Origin of the sequence: Streptomyces sp. NPDC002476, from assembly GCF_042889785.1 — a bacterium.
Taxonomy (GTDB): Bacteria; Actinomycetota; Actinomycetes; order Streptomycetales; family Streptomycetaceae; genus Streptomyces.
Window position 1 is genome coordinate 362,862 of the sequence record NZ_JBIARH010000002.1, and the last position, 17,043, is coordinate 379,904.

Consider the following 17,043-nt stretch of genomic DNA (forward strand, 5'->3'; position numbering starts at 1 on the left):
GACGCATGTGCCGGAACGGCGCATGCGCCGGAACGAAGACAGGACGGTGAGACGGCCGGGGCCGCCTCACCGCACGACGGGAAACGGGTTCACGGCTATGGGACGGGTCACCGAGCGCCGCCGCACCATCCGCATCCGGGACGGGGCGGTCTCCGCGCGCCCCGACACGCTCGTCGCCGAGGAGCCCCTGGAGATCCGGCTGAACGGCAGGCCGCTCGCCATCACGATGCGCACCCCGGGCGACGACTTCGCGCTGGCGGCGGGCTTCCTGGTGAGCGAGGGCGTCGTCGGCGACGGATCCGAGGTGCAGTCGATCGTCTACTGCGCCGGGGCGACCGCGGACGGCGTGAACACGTACAACGTGGTGGACGTGAAGCTCGCCCCCGGCGTCCCGGTCCCCGACATCGCGCTCGAACGCCACGTGTACACCACGTCGTCCTGCGGGCTGTGCGGCAAGGCGAGCCTCGACGCGGTCCGCACCACCACCCGGCACCCGATCGCCGACGCTCCCCCGCTCCTGGTCGAGCCGGCACTGCTCGCGGTACTGCCGGACCGGCTGCGCGCGGCCCAGCGGGTCTTCGACCGCACCGGCGGTCTGCACGCGGCGGCACTGTTCTCGGAGGCGGGCGAGCTCCTCGACGTCAGGGAGGACGTCGGCCGGCACAACGCGGTGGACAAGCTGGTCGGCCGGGCCCTGACCGACAGTCGGCTGCCGCTGTCCCGGACGATCCTGCTGGTGTCGGGGCGGGCCTCCTTCGAACTGGCCCAGAAGGCCGTGATGGCCGGGATCCCGATGCTCGCGGCGGTCTCGGCCCCGTCGTCGCTCGCCGTGGACCTGGCGGCCGAGACCGGACTGACCCTGGTGGGCTTCCTGCGGGGCCCGTCGATGAACGTGTACGCGGGCGAGCACCGCATCGCCCTGGAACCGGCGGTCCGCCGGGACTGACCGCCCCACCCGGACGGCGCCCCACGGGCCGGCCGACGCCGCGCCACCGCCGCCCGCGCGCGTCGGAGGGAACCGGCCGGAACCGGTCGCGATCCGCCGGTCGCGGCCCGCCGCCGGGCCGGCGCTCCGGCCGTGTCCCCCGGCCGACGGGCCCCGCGTCAGGTCGAGGCCCCCTCGGCCACCGCACCGTCCCGCCGCCGGCCCGGCTCCTCACCGGTCCCCGGCGCAGCGGACGTCCCCGCAGGCCCCACGGGCGCCTCCGCACGCTCCACGGGCGATCCCGCCGGCCCCGGGGCCGCCTCGGGCACATCGCGCGAGCGGCGTCTGGCGAGCACCGCGCACACCATCAGCTGCATCTGGTGGAAGAGCATCAGCGGCAGCACGGCGTAGGACGCCTGCGCGCCGAAGAGCACGCTCGCCATCGGCAGCCCGGAGGCGAGGCTCTTCTTCGATCCGGCGAACTGGACGGCGATCCGGTCCTCCCGGTCGAACCCCAGCCGCTTCGCCCCGTACCAGGTCAGCGTCAGCATCAGCGCGAGCAGCAGCGCCTCGGCGCCGAGCAGCGCCCCGAGCCGGGCCGGGGTGACCTGGTGCCAGATGCCGGTGACCATGCCCTCGCTGAACGCCGTGTAGACGACGAGCAGGATCGAGCCGCGGTCGACGTAGCCGAGGATCTTCTTGTGGCGGGTGAGGAAGCCGTTGATCCAGCGGCGCAGCAGCTGCCCGGCCACGAACGGCAGCAGCAGCTGGACCCCGATTCCCAACAGCGCGTCCGCCGAGAAGCCGCCGCCGCTGTTGCCGAGCAGCGCCGCGGCGAGCAGCGGGGTGAGGAAGATCCCGGCGATCGAGGAGAAGGAGCCCGCGCAGATCGCCGCGGGCACGTTGCCGCGGGCGATGGAGGTGAAGGCGATCGAGGACTGGACGGTCGAGGGGACGAGGCAGAGGAAGAGGAAGCCGCTGTGGAGCTGCGGCGTCAGGACGTACGGCACCAGTCCCCGCGCCGCCAGCCCGAGCAGTGGGAACGCCACGAAGGTGCAGGCCAGGACGGTGAGGTGGAGCCGCCAGTGCTTGAGGCCGTCGACGGCCTCGGTGGTGGAGAGGCGGGCGCCGTACAGGAAGAAGAGAAGCGCGATCGCTCCGGTCGAGGCGCCGCCCGCGACGTCCGCGGCGGCCCCGGATGCGGGCAGTATCGCCGCGACCGCGACCGTGCCGATCAGCGCCAGGACGTACGGGTCGACCGGCGGCCAGGACGGCAGCCTCGGGGTGCGGCGGCTCATGTGCTCCACGCGTTCTCTCGGGTCCGTTCGTGCCCTCCCATCCTGCTGAGCGCCGGGGCGATCGGGAATCCCGTATACCACTCTCACTGTCATCACGATTCGCGATAGCCTGGGTTTCCATGTACGACCCCGCGCAGCTCCGGACGTTTCTCGCCGTCGCCCAGACCCTGAGCTTCACCCAGGCCGCCCGTCGGCTGGGGGTGCGGCAGTCCACGGTGAGCCAGCACGTACGGCGTCTGGAGGACGCGACGGGGCGGCCGTTGTTCACCCGCGACACCCACCGGGTCGATCTCACCCCGGACGGCGAGGCGATGCTCGGCTTCGCCCGGACGATATGGGAGGCCCACGAGCGGGCCGCGGCCTTCTTCGCAGGGACGCGGCTGCGGGGGCGGCTGCGGTTCGGGGCCTCCGAGGACTTCGTCCTGACGCGGCTGCCGGAGATCCTGGAGTCCTTCCGCCGAGATCATCCGGAGGTGGAGCTGGAGCTGACGGTGGAGCTCTCCGGGATCCTGCACCAGCGTCTGGCGGCGGGCCGGCTCGATCTGGTGCTCGCCAAGCGGCGCACCGGAGACACGCACGGCGAACTGGTCTGGCGGGACGCGCTGACCTGGATCGGCGCGCCGCGCCTGCGGATCGACCCGGACCGTCCGGTTCCGCTGGTGCTGTACCCGCCGCCCGGCATCACCCGGGCCCGCGCCCTGGAGGTCCTGGAGCGGCACGGCAGGTCCTGGCGGATCGCGTGCACGAGTACGAGCCTCAACGGTCTGGTCGCGGCGGCCCGTGCCGGGCTCGGCGTGATGGCCCACAGCCGGGGCCTGGTCCCGCCCGGCCTGGCACCGCTGCCGCCCAGATCCGCCCTGCCCGATCTGGGCGGTGTGGACTTCGTCCTGCTGCACGGCCGCCGCGGGGACGGGGCGCCGGGGGCCGGCGGATCGCAGGAGGCCGCCGACGCCCTGGCAGCGGCGATCCTGACGGGCGCCGACCGGCTGATCCGCACGCCGGACCGGGCCGGCCCGGACCAATACCCCGGTATCCCCCGCATCCGGCCCGAACATGAGCACATCCGCCCCGAAGGTGGGTGATCGTCGCGTACGTGCGTGATCCCCGCGTACGGATTCGGTGGAGATTCCGGCGCCGGCCCCTTACGACCTGGGGGAGCAATAGGGAGTGGATCAGCGGTCTCGCCCGCGTCCGGGCCTTGCCCATCTGGCCGGATATCGGTGGTCGGCCCGTGCGGGGGCGGCGTCGCCCACCGGTCCGGGCCCCTCCCGCCGGGCCGCCCGTTGGGGTACCGTCGCGGCGCTGTGCGGAGCGCCACGAGGAGCAGGTCATTGCGCGATTTCACTGTCCCACCCATGGCGGCCGCTCCTCTCGTGGGCGGACTGGCCGACGTGGTGTTCGAATACGCCGAGGACGAGCCCGACCGGATCGCCCTGGGCCGCAAGGACGCGAACGGAATCTGGCGGGATGTCACCGCGGCGGCGTTCCGCGACGAGGTGCTGGCGCTGGCCAGGGGGCTGATCGCGCACGGCGTCCGGTTCGGCGACCGGGTGGCTCTGATGTCCCGCACCTGCTACGAGTGGACGCTCTTCGACTTCGCGCTGTGGTCGGTCGGGGCCCAGTCCGTGCCCGTGTATCCGACGTCCTCGGCCGAGCAGGTCCGCTGGATGCTGCATGACGCGGACGTGTCCGCCGTCATGGTCGAGCACGAGGACCACGCGATGACGGTGGCGTCGGTGATCGACCGGCTGCCCGGCGTCAAGCGTCTCTGGCAACTCGACGCCGACGCGGTGGCCGAGCTGGTCGACGCGGGCGGCCGGGTCGAGGACGAGGTCGTGCACCGCCACCGGCGCGCGGTGACCCCCGAATCGGTGGCGACCGTCATCTACACCTCCGGGACCACGGGACGGCCGAGAGGCTGCGTGCTCACGCACGCCAACTTCATGTTCGAGACGGACACCATGGCCTCCCGCTGGCAGTCGGTCTTCCGGTCCCGGCCGGGCGACGAGGCGGCCACCCTGCTGTTCCTGCCGCTGGCACACGTCTTCGGCCGCATGGTCGAGGTCGCGGCGGTCCGCGGCCGGGTGAAGCTGGGCCACCAGCCGGACCTGTCGGCGAAGGCCCTGATGCCGGACCTGGTCTCGTTCCGGCCGACGTTCGTCCTCGCCGTGCCGTACGTCTTCGAGAAGGTCTTCGACGCCGCCCGGCGCAGGGCCGAGAGCGAGGGGCGGGCCGGCGCGTTCGACAAGGCGGTGGACGTCGCGGTCACGTACGCGGAGGCGATGGAGGCGCGGGCCTTCGGCACCGGTCCGGGGCCGTCGGCCGGACTGCGTGTGCAGCACCAGTTCTTCGACAAGGTCGTGTACCGGAAGGTGCGCGAGTCGCTGGGCGGCCGCATCCGGCACGCCATGTCCGGCGGGTCCGGGATGGACCGGCGGCTCGGGCTGTTCTTCGAGGGCGCGGGGGTCACCGTGTACGAGGGGTACGGGCTGACCGAGTCGACCGCCGCGACCACCGCCAATCCGCCGGAGCGCACCCGGTACGGCACGGTCGGGCAGCCGGTCCCGGGCACCACGCTGCACATCGCGGAGGACGGCGAGGTGTGGGTGCACGGCGCCCATGTGTTCGCGGGCTACCTGGGCGATCCGGAGGCCACCGCGGCGGTCCTGCGCGACGGTTGGCTGGCCACCGGGGACCTGGGGTACCTCGACGCGGACGGCTATCTGACGATCACCGGGCGGAAGAAGGAGATCCTGGTGACGTCGGGCGGCAAGAGCGTGTCCCCGGCCGGCCTGGAGGAGCGGGTGCGGGCGCATCCGCTGGTCGCGCAGTGCCTGGTGGTCGGCAACGACCGGCCGTACGTCGCGGCGCTGGTCACGATCGACCAGGACGCGGTGGAGCACTGGCTCGCCATGCAGGGCCGGAAGCTCCTCCGGCCGGAGGAGCTGGTGCGCGACCCGGGTCTGGAGACGGAGATCCGGCGCGCGGTGGTGGCCGCCAACACGTCGGTGTCCCGGGCCGAGTCGATCCGTTCGTTCCGGATACTGGCGCGCCCGTTCAGCGAGGAGCACGGCCTGCTCACCCCCTCGCTCAAGCTGAAGCGCAAGGCGATCGAGGCGGCGTACGCGGCGGAGGTCGACGCGTTGTACCGCTGAGGCACGGTGCGCAGTGCCGTGACCCGGCGGTACGGCACCGCGCACGTGGCTCAGGTGGTCGAGACGCGGAACAGCTTGTCCGCGCCGGGCGGCTCCTTCCCGTGGATGTCGCAGTTGGTGGTGGAGAGCCACGGCTCGTCCCGGCCGGGCACCGCGGTGACCGTGCGCAGCCGGCCGTAGGAGCCGACGCAGTACGCGGTGGGTGTGCCGCGGTTCTCGCCGTCGATGGGTACCCGCCACAGCCGTTCGCCCCTCAGCGCGGCCATGCGGACGACGTTGCGGACGGCGGCGATCCCGCTGGGCGACGCCTCGGAGACCTTCCAGGTCTTCTTGGGGTTGGTCATCCCGGCGGTGGAGCAGTTGCCCTCGCAGACCGGCCGGCCGTAGTTCCTCCCGTGCTGTCCGGTGCGGTGACCGTGACGTCGGACTCCGCCTCGTACCGGGTCGCGGTCGCGCCGGCGGACCGCGGTGCCGCGTGCACCGGCCCGGCGCAGAGCAGCATCACCGCGAGGGCCGCCGTTCCCCTCCGTGCCGTGGCGAGTGTTCCGACCCGCATCCGAACCTCCGTCAGGGAACCCAGTAGTTGCCGGACGCGACGATCATCGACTGGAGCTGGACGCTTCCGCCGTAGTAGGAGCCCGGGTCGATCGAGGTGCCCGCGATCTTCTTCCAGAGCGCGTCGAGCCATGCCTGGGAACCCGGGTCGGTCAGCGCGGCCACGGCGAACGGGGCGGTGAAGGCCATGTCGTGACCGCTGTCGAACGTGCTGCCGTTGAGGCGGTAGCCGGTGACGATCTTGTTGGGGTCGCCGCCCGTCCTGGATTTGATCCAGGAGTTCATCTTGCGCGCCGAGGCGAGCGATGCGCCGCCCCCTCCGGTGACGGCGTCGGCGCCGATGCGCCACGGGTCGCGGCAGGCGTTCCAGGAGTAGTCGCCGTCGTTGGGGCCCTCCAGCACCTCGCCCGGTGCGGGCTTGGCCGTGCCGTTGGTGTTGACGACGAAGTCCGCCAGCAGCCCGGTGCTCGACGCGTACGTGGACTGCTGACCAGTGATCAGTTCCTGATGGGCGGTACGCACGGTGTCCCAGGTGCTGTCGCCCGTGGCCTTCTTGAAGGCGCGGAAGTGGTCGAGCATCCAGTCCGAGGAGCGGGTCATCCAGTGGTGGGACTCCCCGGAGTCCGACCAGTCGCCGAGCAGCGTGAGGTGGGTGGTCGGGTTGATCTCGCTCTTCTTGATGGCGTTGATGCGCTTGACCGCGAGGTCCTTGTAGTTGTAAGTGCCGGACGATCCCCACTGTTTGTCGGCGAGGAGCAGCCCGAAGGCGACGTCGAGGTCGCCGTCGGTCGCGGAGTCGGATCCGTTGACGCTCTTGCAGGAGGAGTTCTGCTCGGCGGCGAGGAGGTTGGAGTTGTTGACCGAGGGGTGCGCGAGCACGTACTTGACCATGCCGTCGAAGACGGTCTTCGCGTCCGGGTCGGCACCCGCCATCGTCGCGGTGATGACCATGCCGTACCCCTGGGCCTCGGCGACGTAGGGGTGGTCGGCGTCCGGCGAGATCACCTCGTACCAGCCGTTGCCGCAGTTCTTCCTGACGAACGCCGACTTCCAGGCGTTGTACGTCTTGACCACGGCCTGGTCGAGCGTGGACTGGGAGCCGGACGGCTTCAGGGTTCCCGCCGCGTACGGGAAGGTGTGGCTGCCGAACGGCACCGCGGGACCGGCCGCGGCTCCGGACGCCACCGCGGTCGCGGACGGCTCGCCGAGCAGCGGCAGCAGCAGTCCGGCGGCGGCGAGCGCCGCTCCGCCGACGGCCGGCTTCCTGATGGTGATGCGCATGGGATCTCCTCAGCCCTGGTACTGGACGACGATCTCGGTGGATTCGTGCGAGGCCCGGGACGCCCCGCCGCGGGCGTCCGCCCCGGTGCCCGATCCGCGGGCACGGTCGCGGTCGACGGACCGGAAGGGGAAGAGCGCGGGGTCATGCCGACGGGCGGCGTCGCCGTGCCGGTGGGCACCCCTGACGGCGGCCGTCGCGGACTCGGTGTCCTCGATGTCGCTCACGGCGGCCGGGGCGGGTCCGGCACCCCGGTCACCCGCCGCCGAGGCGGCGATCGCCCTCGGAACGTGACCCAGCAGGGGCAGAAGCAGACAGCTGAGGCCGGCGAGTACGGCAGCGGCACGACGTGGGGGACGGTCACCGCGCACGGATGTTTCCCTTCCAGATTCCAGATCCGTGTTAGGAAAGGTTCCTAACCATCACTGCATGGGATTCTCTCGCGGCCGATCTGTCAATGCCTCTCGCGGACCCAAATATCTTTTTCCGTACATGAGTTCGCCTGATTCCGGACACCTCGGGCATGAAACACGGCAACGGGGCGCGCTCGGGGCCCGGCTGGCAGGGCCGTCAGAGCCGGACCCCGGCGGCCGGCTCGTCGGCAGCCGGTCCGCCGACCGGGCCGCGGGCGGTCGATGAACCGCCGGACCGTCGGACGGGCGGCCGCGGCCCGACGGACCATGGGCCGGACAGGTCACCGACCCGGGCGCCGGGCCACCGGGAATGCCTGGCGCACTGTGATCGTTGACCATGAGAACCCCAACCGACGACGTAAGGATCGACCGCTCGTGATCAAGGTCCCCTCCATCACCCTCAACAACGGCGTCGAGATGCCGCAGCTCGGATTCGGCGTCTGGCAGGTGCCGGACGACGAGGCCGCGAAGGCGGTCGCGACAGCTATCGAGTCCGGGTACCGGAGCATCGACACCGCCGCGATCTACGAGAACGAGAAGGGCACCGGCCGGGCCGTGGCGGCCTCCGGTGTCGCCCGCGAGGAACTGTTCATCACGACGAAGCTGTGGAACGCCGAGCAGGGGTACGACTCCACCCTGCGCGCGTTCGACGCCTCGCTCGACAAGCTGGGTACGGACTATGTCGACCTGTACCTGATCCACTGGCCGCTGCCGGCGAAGGACGCGTACGTCGACACGTACAAGGCGTTCGAGAAGATCTGCTCCGAGGGCCGCGCGAAGGCCATCGGGGTCTCGAACTTCCTCCCGGAGCACCTGGAGCGCCTGCTCGGCGAGACGTCCGTGGTACCGGCCGTCAACCAGATCGAGCTCCACCCGCAGCTCCAGCAGGCGCAGTCGCGCGCCGTCCACGCCGCTCACGGCATCGCGACCGAGGCGTGGTCCCCGCTGGGGCAGGGCAGGGGCCTCCTGGAGGTGCCGACGATCGTCGCGATCGCTCAGAAGCACGGCCGCACGCCCGCCCAGGTGGTGCTCCGCTGGCACATCCAGACGGGCAACGTGGTGATCCCGAAGTCCGTGACGCCGTCGCGGATCGTCGAGAACATCGACGTGTTCGGCTTCGAGCTGGACGCCGACGACCTCGCCGCGATCGCCGCACTGGACGAGGGCAAGCGCCTCGGCCCGGATCCGGCCGATTTCCACGTCGGCGCCTGAGCGTTTTCGCCGCGCCACTGACCGCGCGGGCCGCCGGGAGCACGGTCCGGACGGCCACACGGGCCGTCGCCCGACCGGGCGACGGCCCGCCCCTGGAGACACGCGGCGCCACAGGGGCATCCGCGTACCGGTGCGGCGGGGGTCGACAAAGCGGACCGATGACCGCGCCGCCCGGACTTCACCCCTCCGCGGCGAGAACGCCGGGAGGGGGGTCGGCATCCGCCGGTCCGTGCCGTGCGCGCGACCGGTCGGGGCCTGACGGCCGGGACGTGGGCGGCGTCTGCCGCGCCGGCACCACGTTCGGCCGCCCCGGCCACGACCCCCTCCCGGGGCCGCGGCCGAGTGCCACGAGCCGAAGGCCGCACGCGGCGCGGCCGCTGCGGTCGGCTGGCAGTGCCTCACCGTCCGGCTTTAGTATGGCGAGGCAGGTGGATGTAGTAGTCAGGCGTTTTCAGGTGTGGGCATCCGGGACCGGGACAACGACCCCGGATGCCCTGACTGGAACCCCGGCCCGATTCCGGCGGGCCGGGGTTCTACGTCGGACCCGCGACCATCATCGCGCCGGGTCCGCGACCGTCACCACTCCTCGCCGTACCCGTAGTCGTCGTAGTCGTCGTAGCCGCCGTCGTAGCCGCCGTCGTAGCCGCCGTGACCGCCGTGGTGGCGCTCGATCACACGGAAGCTGCCGACCACGCCGTTCTCGACGCGCACGCCGCCCTCGACGCGGCCCGGGCGGACGCCGTCGCTGGAGCTCCACGGCCCGACGGTGGCGATGGGGGCGCCGTTGTCGCAGGTGACGCCCCGGAAGACCTCGACGGTCCGGCGGCTCTCGTTGCGGATGTTGAGGCTCTTGGACCCGAGCCCGCTGATCACGGTCACGCAGCCACCGCGCTCGTCGGAGTAGGTGCGCTCGTTGATGTGGATGCGCCCCTCGTGGTGGTGGTGCCGGTGGTGGCGCTTCTTCTCGTGGCCGCCGCCGTAGCCCCTGCCCTCGTTACCCCTGCCCTCGTTGCCCTTGCCTTCATTGCCCTTGCCCGAGTCGCCGCCCTCGGGAACCGAAACGGGAGCGGCCTGCTGAACGACCGGGGCTCCCTGGACCTGCCCGAAGGTGGCGGCCGAGGCGTACGTGATACCTGTGGCGGCCATGGCCGCGGCAGCCGCGGCAGCTGCCGTGACCATCGTGGAACGAGTAACCATGTCGCTTCTCCTTCCGCAGAGAGGCCGGCTGAGCAGTCGACCCGGAATGAAAGTACTTACGGTTTGTCACACTTGTCATACCGGACACGTCGAAGGGCGATGCCGGCACTCCGATCGGGGTACACGAGATGGGCCATATGCCATTTCCGCACCGGCCGAATTCGAACCAACCTTCCTGATAGAACGGATAATTGATGTGCAGTTAAGGGCTGTCCCGTAATCCGTGGCGGACCAGAGCGCGGCGTCGGATGTGGTGCATCGCAAGGCGGAGGGGCGTCCGCATACTGGATGTATGCGGACGTTCCGACAACGCGGCGAGGTGCCGCAGCTGTCGTCGCGCGCCCGCCAGGGATGACGGGACAGCCCTTAGCCTGTACAGGGGACTTTCTGATACCTGCTCACCCCTGCGGCAGCGTGTCTTTTGTTGACACGGTGCGGACCGTGCGGCCATTCGAGGAACAGCCCCTCTGTCGCAGGGAGGAATACCCTTCGCGCGGGCTTTTTCGAGCATCGGAAACCGGCGTTCCCGGCCGGCATTCCCCTCCCGGCACCCCCTTTCTCCATTCCGGCCGCAGCCGGCGCGGCCGCTCGCAGCGCGCCGGGCCGGGAGGCGCGGCCTCATCGACCACCCCTCCCGGCCCGTCGTGCCCGGCAGTGCTCAGCCTCTACCGGGCGGGGCCGCCCCGCCGGCCCAGATGCACCGTGCGCGCCATGAGCAGGAAGACGTCGGGGCGACGGCGCAGTCCGGCCGGGTCCTCGGGGTCGAGCAGCCGGTCGAGCACCGCGATGTCCTCGGCCTCGAGGACGTCTTCGAGCATCTCGCGGCGCCGGGTGAACTCCGCGACGACATGGTCGCGCGCCGGTTCGGGCAGCGGCGCCGGGAGGTCGAGCAGGAAGCTGCGGGTGCCGTGCGGGCGCAGTCCCGCCGCGTCGAGCAGAGCGCTCCAGTCCTCGGTCTCGCGCCTGGAGCCGGGCAGGGAGGCCCGCATCGACTCGAACCAGTTCGCCGTGGCCGCTTCGATCCTGGCCTCCAGCCCGGGCCGCCCCATGCCCGTGTCGCGCGGCAGGTGACGGGCCGCCAGCCCGCCCTCGACCAGGGCGACGGTGCCGCCGGGGCGCAGCAGCGCGGCGAACCCGGCGAGGACGGCGCCCTGGTCGCCCATGTGGTGCAGGGAGTTGCCCGCCCAGATCAGGTCCGCCTCCCCCAGTCGGTCGAGGTCGTCGGGAAGGCCGGCCCGGCACGTGCCGACGCGGTCGCCGAGGCCGAGCCGTTCGGCACGGTCCCGGGCGCGGTCCAGAAGGGCCTCGGTGCCGTCGACGGCGACGACCTCCGCCTCGGGGAACACCTCGGCCAGCAGGCAGGTGATAACGCCGGGCCCGCTGCCGATGTCCAGGATCCGGCGCGTTTCCGCGGCCGTGGGCAGTCCGGCGATCCAGCGGGCCGCCGCCTCGTACTGCGGGCGGCACAGTTCGCCCTCCCGCTCCAGGATCGGGGCCATGGCGTCCCAGTCGAAGTCGGCGTCACCGTGATGACGGCCCGGGGCCACGCCGTGCCCGTGGCCGTGCGCGGCGTGGGTGGCGTCGTGGCGATGACCGTGTCCGTTGTGTTGGCTCATGGGGACAGCGTCGCCACACTTCTGCCCGCTCGGCAAGCTTCCTTGCCGCTTCGGCAAAGCGTCGTTCCGGTGCTCCCGGGCCCGTGCCGTACGTTCCATCGCCGGCACCGGAAGCCTTACGAAGGCGGCCGCGGCCCTCGGGCTTGCCCAGCCCGCGCCGAGCACGCAGTTGCGACGGATCGGGAAGGCGCCCGGCGGTCCGCTCTTCGAGCGGAACCACACCGGCGCCCGGCCCGCACCCCTCGGTGAGCTGGTGCTCGAACGGGCCCGGTTGGTGCTGCCCGCGGTCAGTGAACTCCAGCAGGAGGCGGTGCGGTTCGCCAACGCCTGCGGCCCGATGGAGCGCTTCCGGCTCGGCGGCACGCACGGCCCGTTGCTGGGCGGCCTCGTCGATCGTCTGGTCACCGCCCACCCGAACGCCCCGGTGTCGACGTGCACCTCGTGGTCGGAGGCCGAGGTCGCCTCCCAACTGGCCGACGGGCGCCTGCACTTCGCGCTCATCGGGGTCTGCGGCGAGAGCCCGCCGCCCGCGAGCGACCGCTTGACCTGGCAGGTGATCGGGGTCGACCCGGTCTTCGTGACCCGCACGCTCGCGGGCGCCCCGCTGAGCCGGCGCCATCTGCTGGGCCGGCACCCGCGTTCCGCGGCGGCCGTGTCGGCGGCCGGCGCGGTGAGCGGGCACACGGTGTCGGCGTACGCGGACGCGGTGGGACGCAGCGAGAGCTACTCGGGGTGGCCGGCCACGCATCCGGGGTTCGGCGCAGCGGGATGACCACCCCCGCCCTCGTGTCCCGGGCCCCGCGACCGTGTCCGGCCCCGGCTGCCGTGCCCGGCCCCCGGGACACGAGGGTCCCGGGCCCCACCCCGGGCGGCTACCGCACGCCGTGCCCGCCCGCGATCGCCGCCACCCGTGCGGCGAGGTTCAGATCGTGCTCGGTGACCACGCCCCCGGCGTCGTGGGTGTTCACGGACAGGGTGACGGTGTTGTATCCGAGGGTCAGATCTGAGTGGTGGTTCAGCTCGTCCTGGATCTGTGCCACGTGCACGGTCAGCCCGAGGGCCGCGAAGTGCGTACGCAGGCGGTAGGTGCAGGTGATCCGGTCACCCTCCAGCGACCAGCCGGGCAGGTCGCCCAGCCGTTCCTCGATCTCCTGGCGCGACAGTGGTTCGGCGGGCATGCTGCGACTCCCTCACGAGCGGTCGGTTCCGGTCGGCGGTGCCGGTGACGTTACGGTCTGGGTATGACAACTGTCGCGTCTGACACGGGGGTAGGGCCGCTGCTGCGCCGTTGGCGGGAGCAGCGGCGGATCAGCCAGCTGGAGCTGGCGCTCCGTGCCGACTCCTCCTCCCGTCACATCTCCTTCATCGAGACGGGCCGCTCCCGGCCCAGTGAGGAGATGGTCCTGCGTCTGGCGGAACACCTCGACGTCCCGGTCAGGGAACGCAACGCCCTGCTGGTGATGGCCGGCTACGCGCCGCGGTACGCGCAGACCGCGTTCGACGATCCCGCGCTGGCCCCGGTGCGCGAGGGGATGGAGCGGCTGCTCCAGGGGTACGACCCGTATCCGGCGCTGGTCGTCGACGGCGTGTACGACGTGGTGGCGGCCAACCGGGGGGTCGAGATGCTGCTGGAGGGGGTGGCCGGGCATCTGCTGGTGCCCCCGTTGAACGCGATGCGGCTCACGCTCCACCCGGAGGGCCTGGCCCCGCGCATCCGCAACCTCCGCGAGTGGCGGGCCGATCTGCTCGCGCAGATGAGGCGCCAGATCGCCCTGGCCCGGTCGGCGGAGCTGCGCGAACTGTACGAGGAGGTCGCCGGCTACCCGCCACCGGAGCGTGCGGACGGGCCGGAGGGCCCCGGACCGACCGGGAACGCGGACGCGGCGGCCGGGAGCGCGGACGGGCCGACCGGGTCCGTCGGGAGCGCGGATCGAGCGATCGACGCGGCACGGGCCGCGTCTGCCGCCCCTGCGTTCGCGTTGCCGTTGCGTATCGAGCACGGCGGCCGGGTGCTCTCGTTCATCTCGTCCATCGCGACCTTCAACACGCCGATGGACGTGACGGTGGCCGAGCTGGCCATCGAGACGTTCCTGCCCGCCGACCGGGCGACCGCCGATCTTCTGCGGTCTCTCGCCTCCTGACGGCCGGGCGGGCCGGGACGTGGTGCCCCGGCCGACGCGCGCCGCCCCCTTCCCGGGGGGCCGGATCACCGGTTGCGGGAAGGGGGCGGGCAGGGCCGTCCGGCCCGGTCGGAGCCGCTACACGCGTGCTCCGTTGTCGAACGGATCCCGCTGTGCCGTCCGCTTGCCGGAGCGGCGTCCGGGGGACCGCTTCCGGGCGGGCGGCGGGGCCTTGCTGCTGCGTTCCAGCAGGAGCGCGACCGGCACGGCGGTCATCACCGAGGAGTACGTCCCGACGCAGACCCCGATCAGCAGGGCGAGGGCGAAGTCCGCGAGCGAGTCGCCGCCGAGCACGGCGAGTGCGGTCAGGATGAAGAGGGCGCCCATGCCCGTGTTGACGGTTCTGGGCACGGTCTGGAGCACCGCCCGGTTGGCGATCGTGGTGACGGGCGTGCGACGGGCCTTCGCCCACAGTTCCCGCACCCGGTCGAAGACCACCACGGAGTCGTTGACGGAATACCCGATGACGGTGAGGAGAGCGGCGAGGAAGACGCCGTCGACGGTGCGCCCGAGCCAGGCGAAGGCACCGATCACGATGATGACGTCGTGGACCAGCGCCCCGACCGCTCCCAGGGCGAACGTCCAGCGGAACCGGGCCACCAGGTAGGCCAGTTGGACGAGGACGGCGATGGCGAGCGCGATCAGGGCGTTGCGCCGCAGTTCCTCGCCGAGGCTGGGACCGATCAGCTCGTCGCGGACCTTGGTGGTCTCGCCGCCCTCCTTGGCGAGGGCCGCGCGCAGGGTGTGCTCGCCGTCGTTGTCGAGCTTCCCGGTGCGTACGGAGAGGTCGCCGGAGCCCGCAGTGGTGACCTCGGTGTCGGGGAATCCCGCGTCCGCCAGGAGGGTCCGGGCGCGTTCCACGTCCACGGGCTTGCTCGTCGAGTACTCGACGAGCCGGCCGCCGGTGAACTCGACCCCGAGGTTGACGCCGCGTACGACGATGCCGAGGACCGCGACGACCACCAGCGACGTGGAGATCAGCAGCCAGCGACGCGGGGAGCGCATCAGCTGGGGGTCGCGACGGGTCAGCCAGGTGCGCACCCGGCCGGGGCTGGCGATGCCGTTGAGTCCGCGCCGGGAGGTGACGAAGCGGGACCCCGCGGCGATGTCGGTGAGCGCGCGGGCGATGACGAGCGCGGAGAACATCGAGGCGATCACGCCGATGGCGAGGGTGACGCCGAAGCCCTTCACCGGCCCGGAGCCGAGGAAGAAGAGCAGCCCCGCCGCGATCAGCGTGGTGATGTTCGAGTCCGCGACGGCGCTCCACGCGCCGCGGAACCCGGCGGTCAGCGAGGTGCGGAGCGAGCGGTTCGGATGTTGTTCGTGCTCCTCTCTGGCGCGTTCGAAGACGAGCACGTTGGCGTCGACCGCCATGCCGATGGCCAGCACGAACCCCGCGAGGCCGGGAAGGGTGAGCGTGACACCGAGGGCGACCAGGGCGGCGTAGGAGATCAGACCGTACGCGGCGAGCGCGACGGCGGCGAGCGCGCCGAAGAGCCGGTAGACGATGGTGATGAAGAGCGCGGTGGCCGCGGCACCGATGACGGCGGCGCGTGCGCTGGCGTCGATGGCGGCGGCACCGAGCGTCGGGCCGACGGTGCGCTGTTCGACGATCTCGACGGGGAGCGGCAGGGCGCCGCCTTCGATCAGCAGGGCCAGTTCACGGGCCTCCTCGTCGCTGAACGAACCCGTGATCTGGGTGGAACCGGACGGCAGACCGACGCCGCAGGCGACCGACGGGGACACCTGGGGCGAGGAGATGATCTGCTGGTCGAGGACGATGGCGACGCGGCGGCGGTCGTCCTGGACGGGGTTGCACGCGGCTTCGCCGGTCAGCCGGGTCCAGTCCCGTCCCGCCTCCTTGTGGAAGTCGAGCGAGACGGTCCAGCCGGCGCCCTGCTGGGCGTCGAACGAGGCGGTGGCCGCCTTGACGCCCGCGCCGGACAGCCGGGCCGGGCCCAGGTCGAGGAGACGGCCCTGTTCGTCGGGGAGCGTCAGCCCGCCGTCCGCCCTCTTGCCGCCCGGCTTCCCGTCCTCGTCCTTCTTCTCGCCGTCGCCCTTCGTCCGGTCGGCCTTCCGGCCGTCCTCGGCCTTCTTGTCCGCTGTGGCCTTCTCCGCGGTGTCCCCGGCCTCGTTCCCGGTGTCCGCCTTGTCGTCGGACTCGCCCTCGGACTTGCCGTCCCCGGTCCCGCCGGCCTTCGTGCCGGACGTTCCCGCGTCGGCCTCGGTGCCGGGGCCCTGGACGGCGTGGAAGCTGAGCTGAGCGGTCTTGCCGATGACCTCGGCGGCCTTGCGCGGGTCCTGGACGTCCGGCAGTTCGACGATGATCCGGTCCTCGCCGGAACGGGTCAGGGTCGGCTCGGCGACACCCAGCGAGTCGATGCGCTGGCGGAGCACCTCCAGGGTGCGGTCGGTGCTCTCCCGGTCCGCCTTCGCGGTGTCCGAGTCCTTGGCCTGGAGCACCATTCTGGTGCCGCCCTGAAGGTCGAGGCCGAGTCTGGGTGACTTGTTCAGCGTGATGAACACGGAGACGAGCAGCACGGCGGCAGCCAGCACCGCTCGCACCGTGGTGGCGCGAGTCATGGGTTTCCTCCGAGGGGGCGCCGTGCGCCCTCGGCTCGGCGAGAACGGGACGGCGGTTAGTGGGACGGGGCCACGGGTGGCCGGGCGGGGGTCGAAACCCGTACCGGAGCGGGTGGCCGGTGGACGGCCGTCCTCGGAGGCCCGCGTACGCCGGGAAGCGCGACGCGGAAACGGTCGATGGTGCGCGAGAGTGCGGCGGGCACCGGACGCGGCTGGAGGTGCGGGGTACGGATGCCTGGTGCGCCGGGCAGCAGGACGTCGGAGTCGGACGGCGGGAGCTGCTGCGGGGCGCGGTTGTGCTCGGCACCGGCCCGGGGCCCGGGCCCGGGTCCGGGTCCGGTGGTGGGCGCGGGCCGGTGGCCGTCGGTGGCTGTGACCGTGCGGGCGCGGCGGGAGTCGTGGACGGTGACCGTGCGGGCGGTCCGGTCGGTGTGCGGGATCGGTTGACGGGCTTCGGGCGCCCGCGCGGCGGGAGGCGGCGCACCGGCGAACGGTCCCCCCGCGTACAGGGCTCCGGCCGCCGCGGGCGCGCCGCCCACGACGGTGAGCACGGCGAACAGCAGGGACGTGAGGAGTCGACGGCCCGCCCGCACGTGGCCGCGGTGTGCCGGGGTGTCCGGCCGGGCCCCC

General features: G+C 72.3%; 15 protein-coding genes. 6 read left to right on the forward strand and 9 right to left on the reverse strand.

The window, feature by feature from the left end:
- Nucleotides 1-97: 97 nt before the first annotated feature.
- A complete protein-coding gene (gene fdhD, locus ACFYXM_RS03490) occupies nt 98-946 on the forward strand; it encodes a formate dehydrogenase accessory sulfurtransferase FdhD (protein WP_389286414.1) in 849 nt (282 codons plus the stop codon).
- A 158-nt stretch (nt 947-1,104) separates the two neighbouring features.
- Here fdhD and ACFYXM_RS03495 read toward each other — a convergent pair whose 3' ends face one another.
- Nucleotides 1,105-2,223 carry a bile acid:sodium symporter family protein gene (locus ACFYXM_RS03495; RefSeq protein WP_389286416.1) on the reverse strand — a complete coding sequence of 373 codons (1,119 nt, stop codon included), beginning with the start codon at nt 2,221-2,223 and terminating at the stop codon, nt 1,105-1,107.
- 119 nt (nt 2,224-2,342) lie between these two features.
- On the opposite strand from ACFYXM_RS03495, the gene ACFYXM_RS03500 reads away from it, so the two are divergent.
- Both ACFYXM_RS03500 and ACFYXM_RS03505 read left to right on the forward strand, forming a co-directional pair.
- Entirely contained in the window at nt 2,343-3,305 is a 963-nt protein-coding gene (locus tag ACFYXM_RS03500; protein ID WP_389286418.1) for a LysR family transcriptional regulator, read from the forward strand.
- A 273-nt stretch (nt 3,306-3,578) separates the two neighbouring features.
- Nucleotides 3,579-5,378: an AMP-dependent synthetase/ligase gene (locus tag ACFYXM_RS03505; protein WP_389286420.1), complete on the forward strand. Its 1,800-nt coding sequence runs from the start codon at nt 3,579-3,581 to the stop codon at nt 5,376-5,378.
- Nucleotides 5,379-5,428: 50 nt separating this feature from the next.
- Here ACFYXM_RS03505 and ACFYXM_RS03510 read toward each other — a convergent pair whose 3' ends face one another.
- The 3 genes from ACFYXM_RS03510 to ACFYXM_RS03520 all read right to left on the reverse strand — a co-directional run bounded on the left by ACFYXM_RS03510 (nt 5,429) and on the right by ACFYXM_RS03520 (nt 7,583).
- Entirely contained in the window at nt 5,429-5,722 is a 294-nt protein-coding gene (locus tag ACFYXM_RS03510; RefSeq protein WP_389286422.1) for a hypothetical protein, read from the reverse strand.
- 223 nt (nt 5,723-5,945) lie between these two features.
- Complete coding sequence (locus ACFYXM_RS03515) at nt 5,946-7,214, reverse strand: glycosyl hydrolase family 8 (RefSeq protein ID WP_389286424.1); 1,269 nt, start codon at nt 7,212-7,214, stop codon at nt 5,946-5,948.
- A 9-nt stretch (nt 7,215-7,223) separates the two neighbouring features.
- Nucleotides 7,224-7,583 carry a hypothetical protein gene (locus ACFYXM_RS03520; RefSeq protein WP_389286425.1) on the reverse strand — a complete coding sequence of 120 codons (360 nt, stop codon included), beginning with the start codon at nt 7,581-7,583 and terminating at the stop codon, nt 7,224-7,226.
- Between the two features lie 417 nt (nt 7,584-8,000).
- Between ACFYXM_RS03520 and ACFYXM_RS03525 the strand changes: the two genes are divergently transcribed.
- Nucleotides 8,001-8,837, forward strand: coding sequence for an aldo/keto reductase (locus ACFYXM_RS03525; RefSeq protein WP_389286426.1), 837 nt, complete (start codon nt 8,001-8,003; stop codon nt 8,835-8,837).
- Nucleotides 8,838-9,413: 576 nt separating this feature from the next.
- On the opposite strand, the gene ACFYXM_RS03530 is transcribed toward ACFYXM_RS03525, so the two are convergent.
- Together ACFYXM_RS03530 and ACFYXM_RS03535 are read right to left on the reverse strand one after the other, a co-directional pair.
- Complete coding sequence (locus tag ACFYXM_RS03530) at nt 9,414-10,034, reverse strand: hypothetical protein (protein ID WP_389286428.1); 621 nt, start codon at nt 10,032-10,034, stop codon at nt 9,414-9,416.
- Between the two features lie 665 nt (nt 10,035-10,699).
- Nucleotides 10,700-11,650: a class I SAM-dependent methyltransferase gene (locus ACFYXM_RS03535; protein WP_389286429.1), complete on the reverse strand. Its 951-nt coding sequence runs from the start codon at nt 11,648-11,650 to the stop codon at nt 10,700-10,702.
- Here ACFYXM_RS03535 and ACFYXM_RS03540 point away from each other — a divergent pair.
- Nucleotides 11,649-12,422: a LysR family transcriptional regulator gene (locus ACFYXM_RS03540; protein WP_389286430.1), complete on the forward strand. Its 774-nt coding sequence runs from the start codon at nt 11,649-11,651 to the stop codon at nt 12,420-12,422. The two genes, ACFYXM_RS03535 and ACFYXM_RS03540, sit on opposite strands and share 2 nt — an antisense overlap.
- Nucleotides 12,423-12,522: 100 nt before the next feature.
- Here ACFYXM_RS03540 and ACFYXM_RS03545 read toward each other — a convergent pair whose 3' ends face one another.
- Nucleotides 12,523-12,828, reverse strand: coding sequence for a 4a-hydroxytetrahydrobiopterin dehydratase (locus ACFYXM_RS03545; protein ID WP_073781495.1), 306 nt, complete (start codon nt 12,826-12,828; stop codon nt 12,523-12,525).
- A gap of 63 nt (nt 12,829-12,891) precedes the next feature.
- Here ACFYXM_RS03545 and ACFYXM_RS03550 point away from each other — a divergent pair, with 63 nt between their 5' ends.
- Nucleotides 12,892-13,791: a helix-turn-helix domain-containing protein gene (locus ACFYXM_RS03550; RefSeq protein WP_389286432.1), complete on the forward strand. Its 900-nt coding sequence runs from the start codon at nt 12,892-12,894 to the stop codon at nt 13,789-13,791.
- Between the two features lie 117 nt (nt 13,792-13,908).
- Here the strand turns inward: ACFYXM_RS03550 and secD are convergent, their stop codons facing one another.
- Together secD and ACFYXM_RS03560 are read right to left on the reverse strand one after the other, a co-directional pair.
- Nucleotides 13,909-16,413: a protein translocase subunit SecD gene (gene secD, locus ACFYXM_RS03555; protein WP_389286433.1), complete on the reverse strand. Its 2,505-nt coding sequence runs from the start codon at nt 16,411-16,413 to the stop codon at nt 13,909-13,911.
- A gap of 56 nt (nt 16,414-16,469) precedes the next feature.
- The gene (locus tag ACFYXM_RS03560; protein WP_389286435.1) at nt 16,470-17,006 is read right to left on the reverse strand and encodes a hypothetical protein; all 537 of its coding nucleotides are present in this window, start codon (nt 17,004-17,006) and stop codon (nt 16,470-16,472) included.
- Between the last annotated feature and the right edge of the window lie 37 nt (nt 17,007-17,043).

Bases quoted from the DNA above. Each gene is read 5' to 3' on its own strand.
- fdhD (WP_389286414.1), top strand. From the start codon at position 98: ATGGGACGGGTCACCGAGCGCCGCCGCACCATCCGCATCCGGGACGGG.
- ACFYXM_RS03495 (WP_389286416.1), bottom strand. From the start codon at position 2,223: ATGAGCCGCCGCACCCCGAGGCTGCCGTCCTGGCCGCCGGTCGACCCG.
- ACFYXM_RS03500 (WP_389286418.1), top strand. From the start codon at position 2,343: ATGTACGACCCCGCGCAGCTCCGGACGTTTCTCGCCGTCGCCCAGACC.
- ACFYXM_RS03505 (WP_389286420.1), top strand. From the start codon at position 3,579: ATGGCGGCCGCTCCTCTCGTGGGCGGACTGGCCGACGTGGTGTTCGAA.
- ACFYXM_RS03510 (WP_389286422.1), bottom strand. From the start codon at position 5,722: ATGACCAACCCCAAGAAGACCTGGAAGGTCTCCGAGGCGTCGCCCAGC.
- ACFYXM_RS03515 (WP_389286424.1), bottom strand. From the start codon at position 7,214: ATGCGCATCACCATCAGGAAGCCGGCCGTCGGCGGAGCGGCGCTCGCC.
- ACFYXM_RS03530 (WP_389286428.1), bottom strand. From the start codon at position 10,034: ATGGTTACTCGTTCCACGATGGTCACGGCAGCTGCCGCGGCTGCCGCG.
- ACFYXM_RS03540 (WP_389286430.1), top strand. From the start codon at position 11,649: ATGGGGACAGCGTCGCCACACTTCTGCCCGCTCGGCAAGCTTCCTTGC.
- ACFYXM_RS03535 (WP_389286429.1), bottom strand. From the start codon at position 11,650: ATGAGCCAACACAACGGACACGGTCATCGCCACGACGCCACCCACGCC.
- ACFYXM_RS03545 (WP_073781495.1), bottom strand. From the start codon at position 12,828: ATGCCCGCCGAACCACTGTCGCGCCAGGAGATCGAGGAACGGCTGGGC.
- ACFYXM_RS03550 (WP_389286432.1), top strand. From the start codon at position 12,892: ATGACAACTGTCGCGTCTGACACGGGGGTAGGGCCGCTGCTGCGCCGT.
- secD (WP_389286433.1), bottom strand. From the start codon at position 16,413: ATGACTCGCGCCACCACGGTGCGAGCGGTGCTGGCTGCCGCCGTGCTG.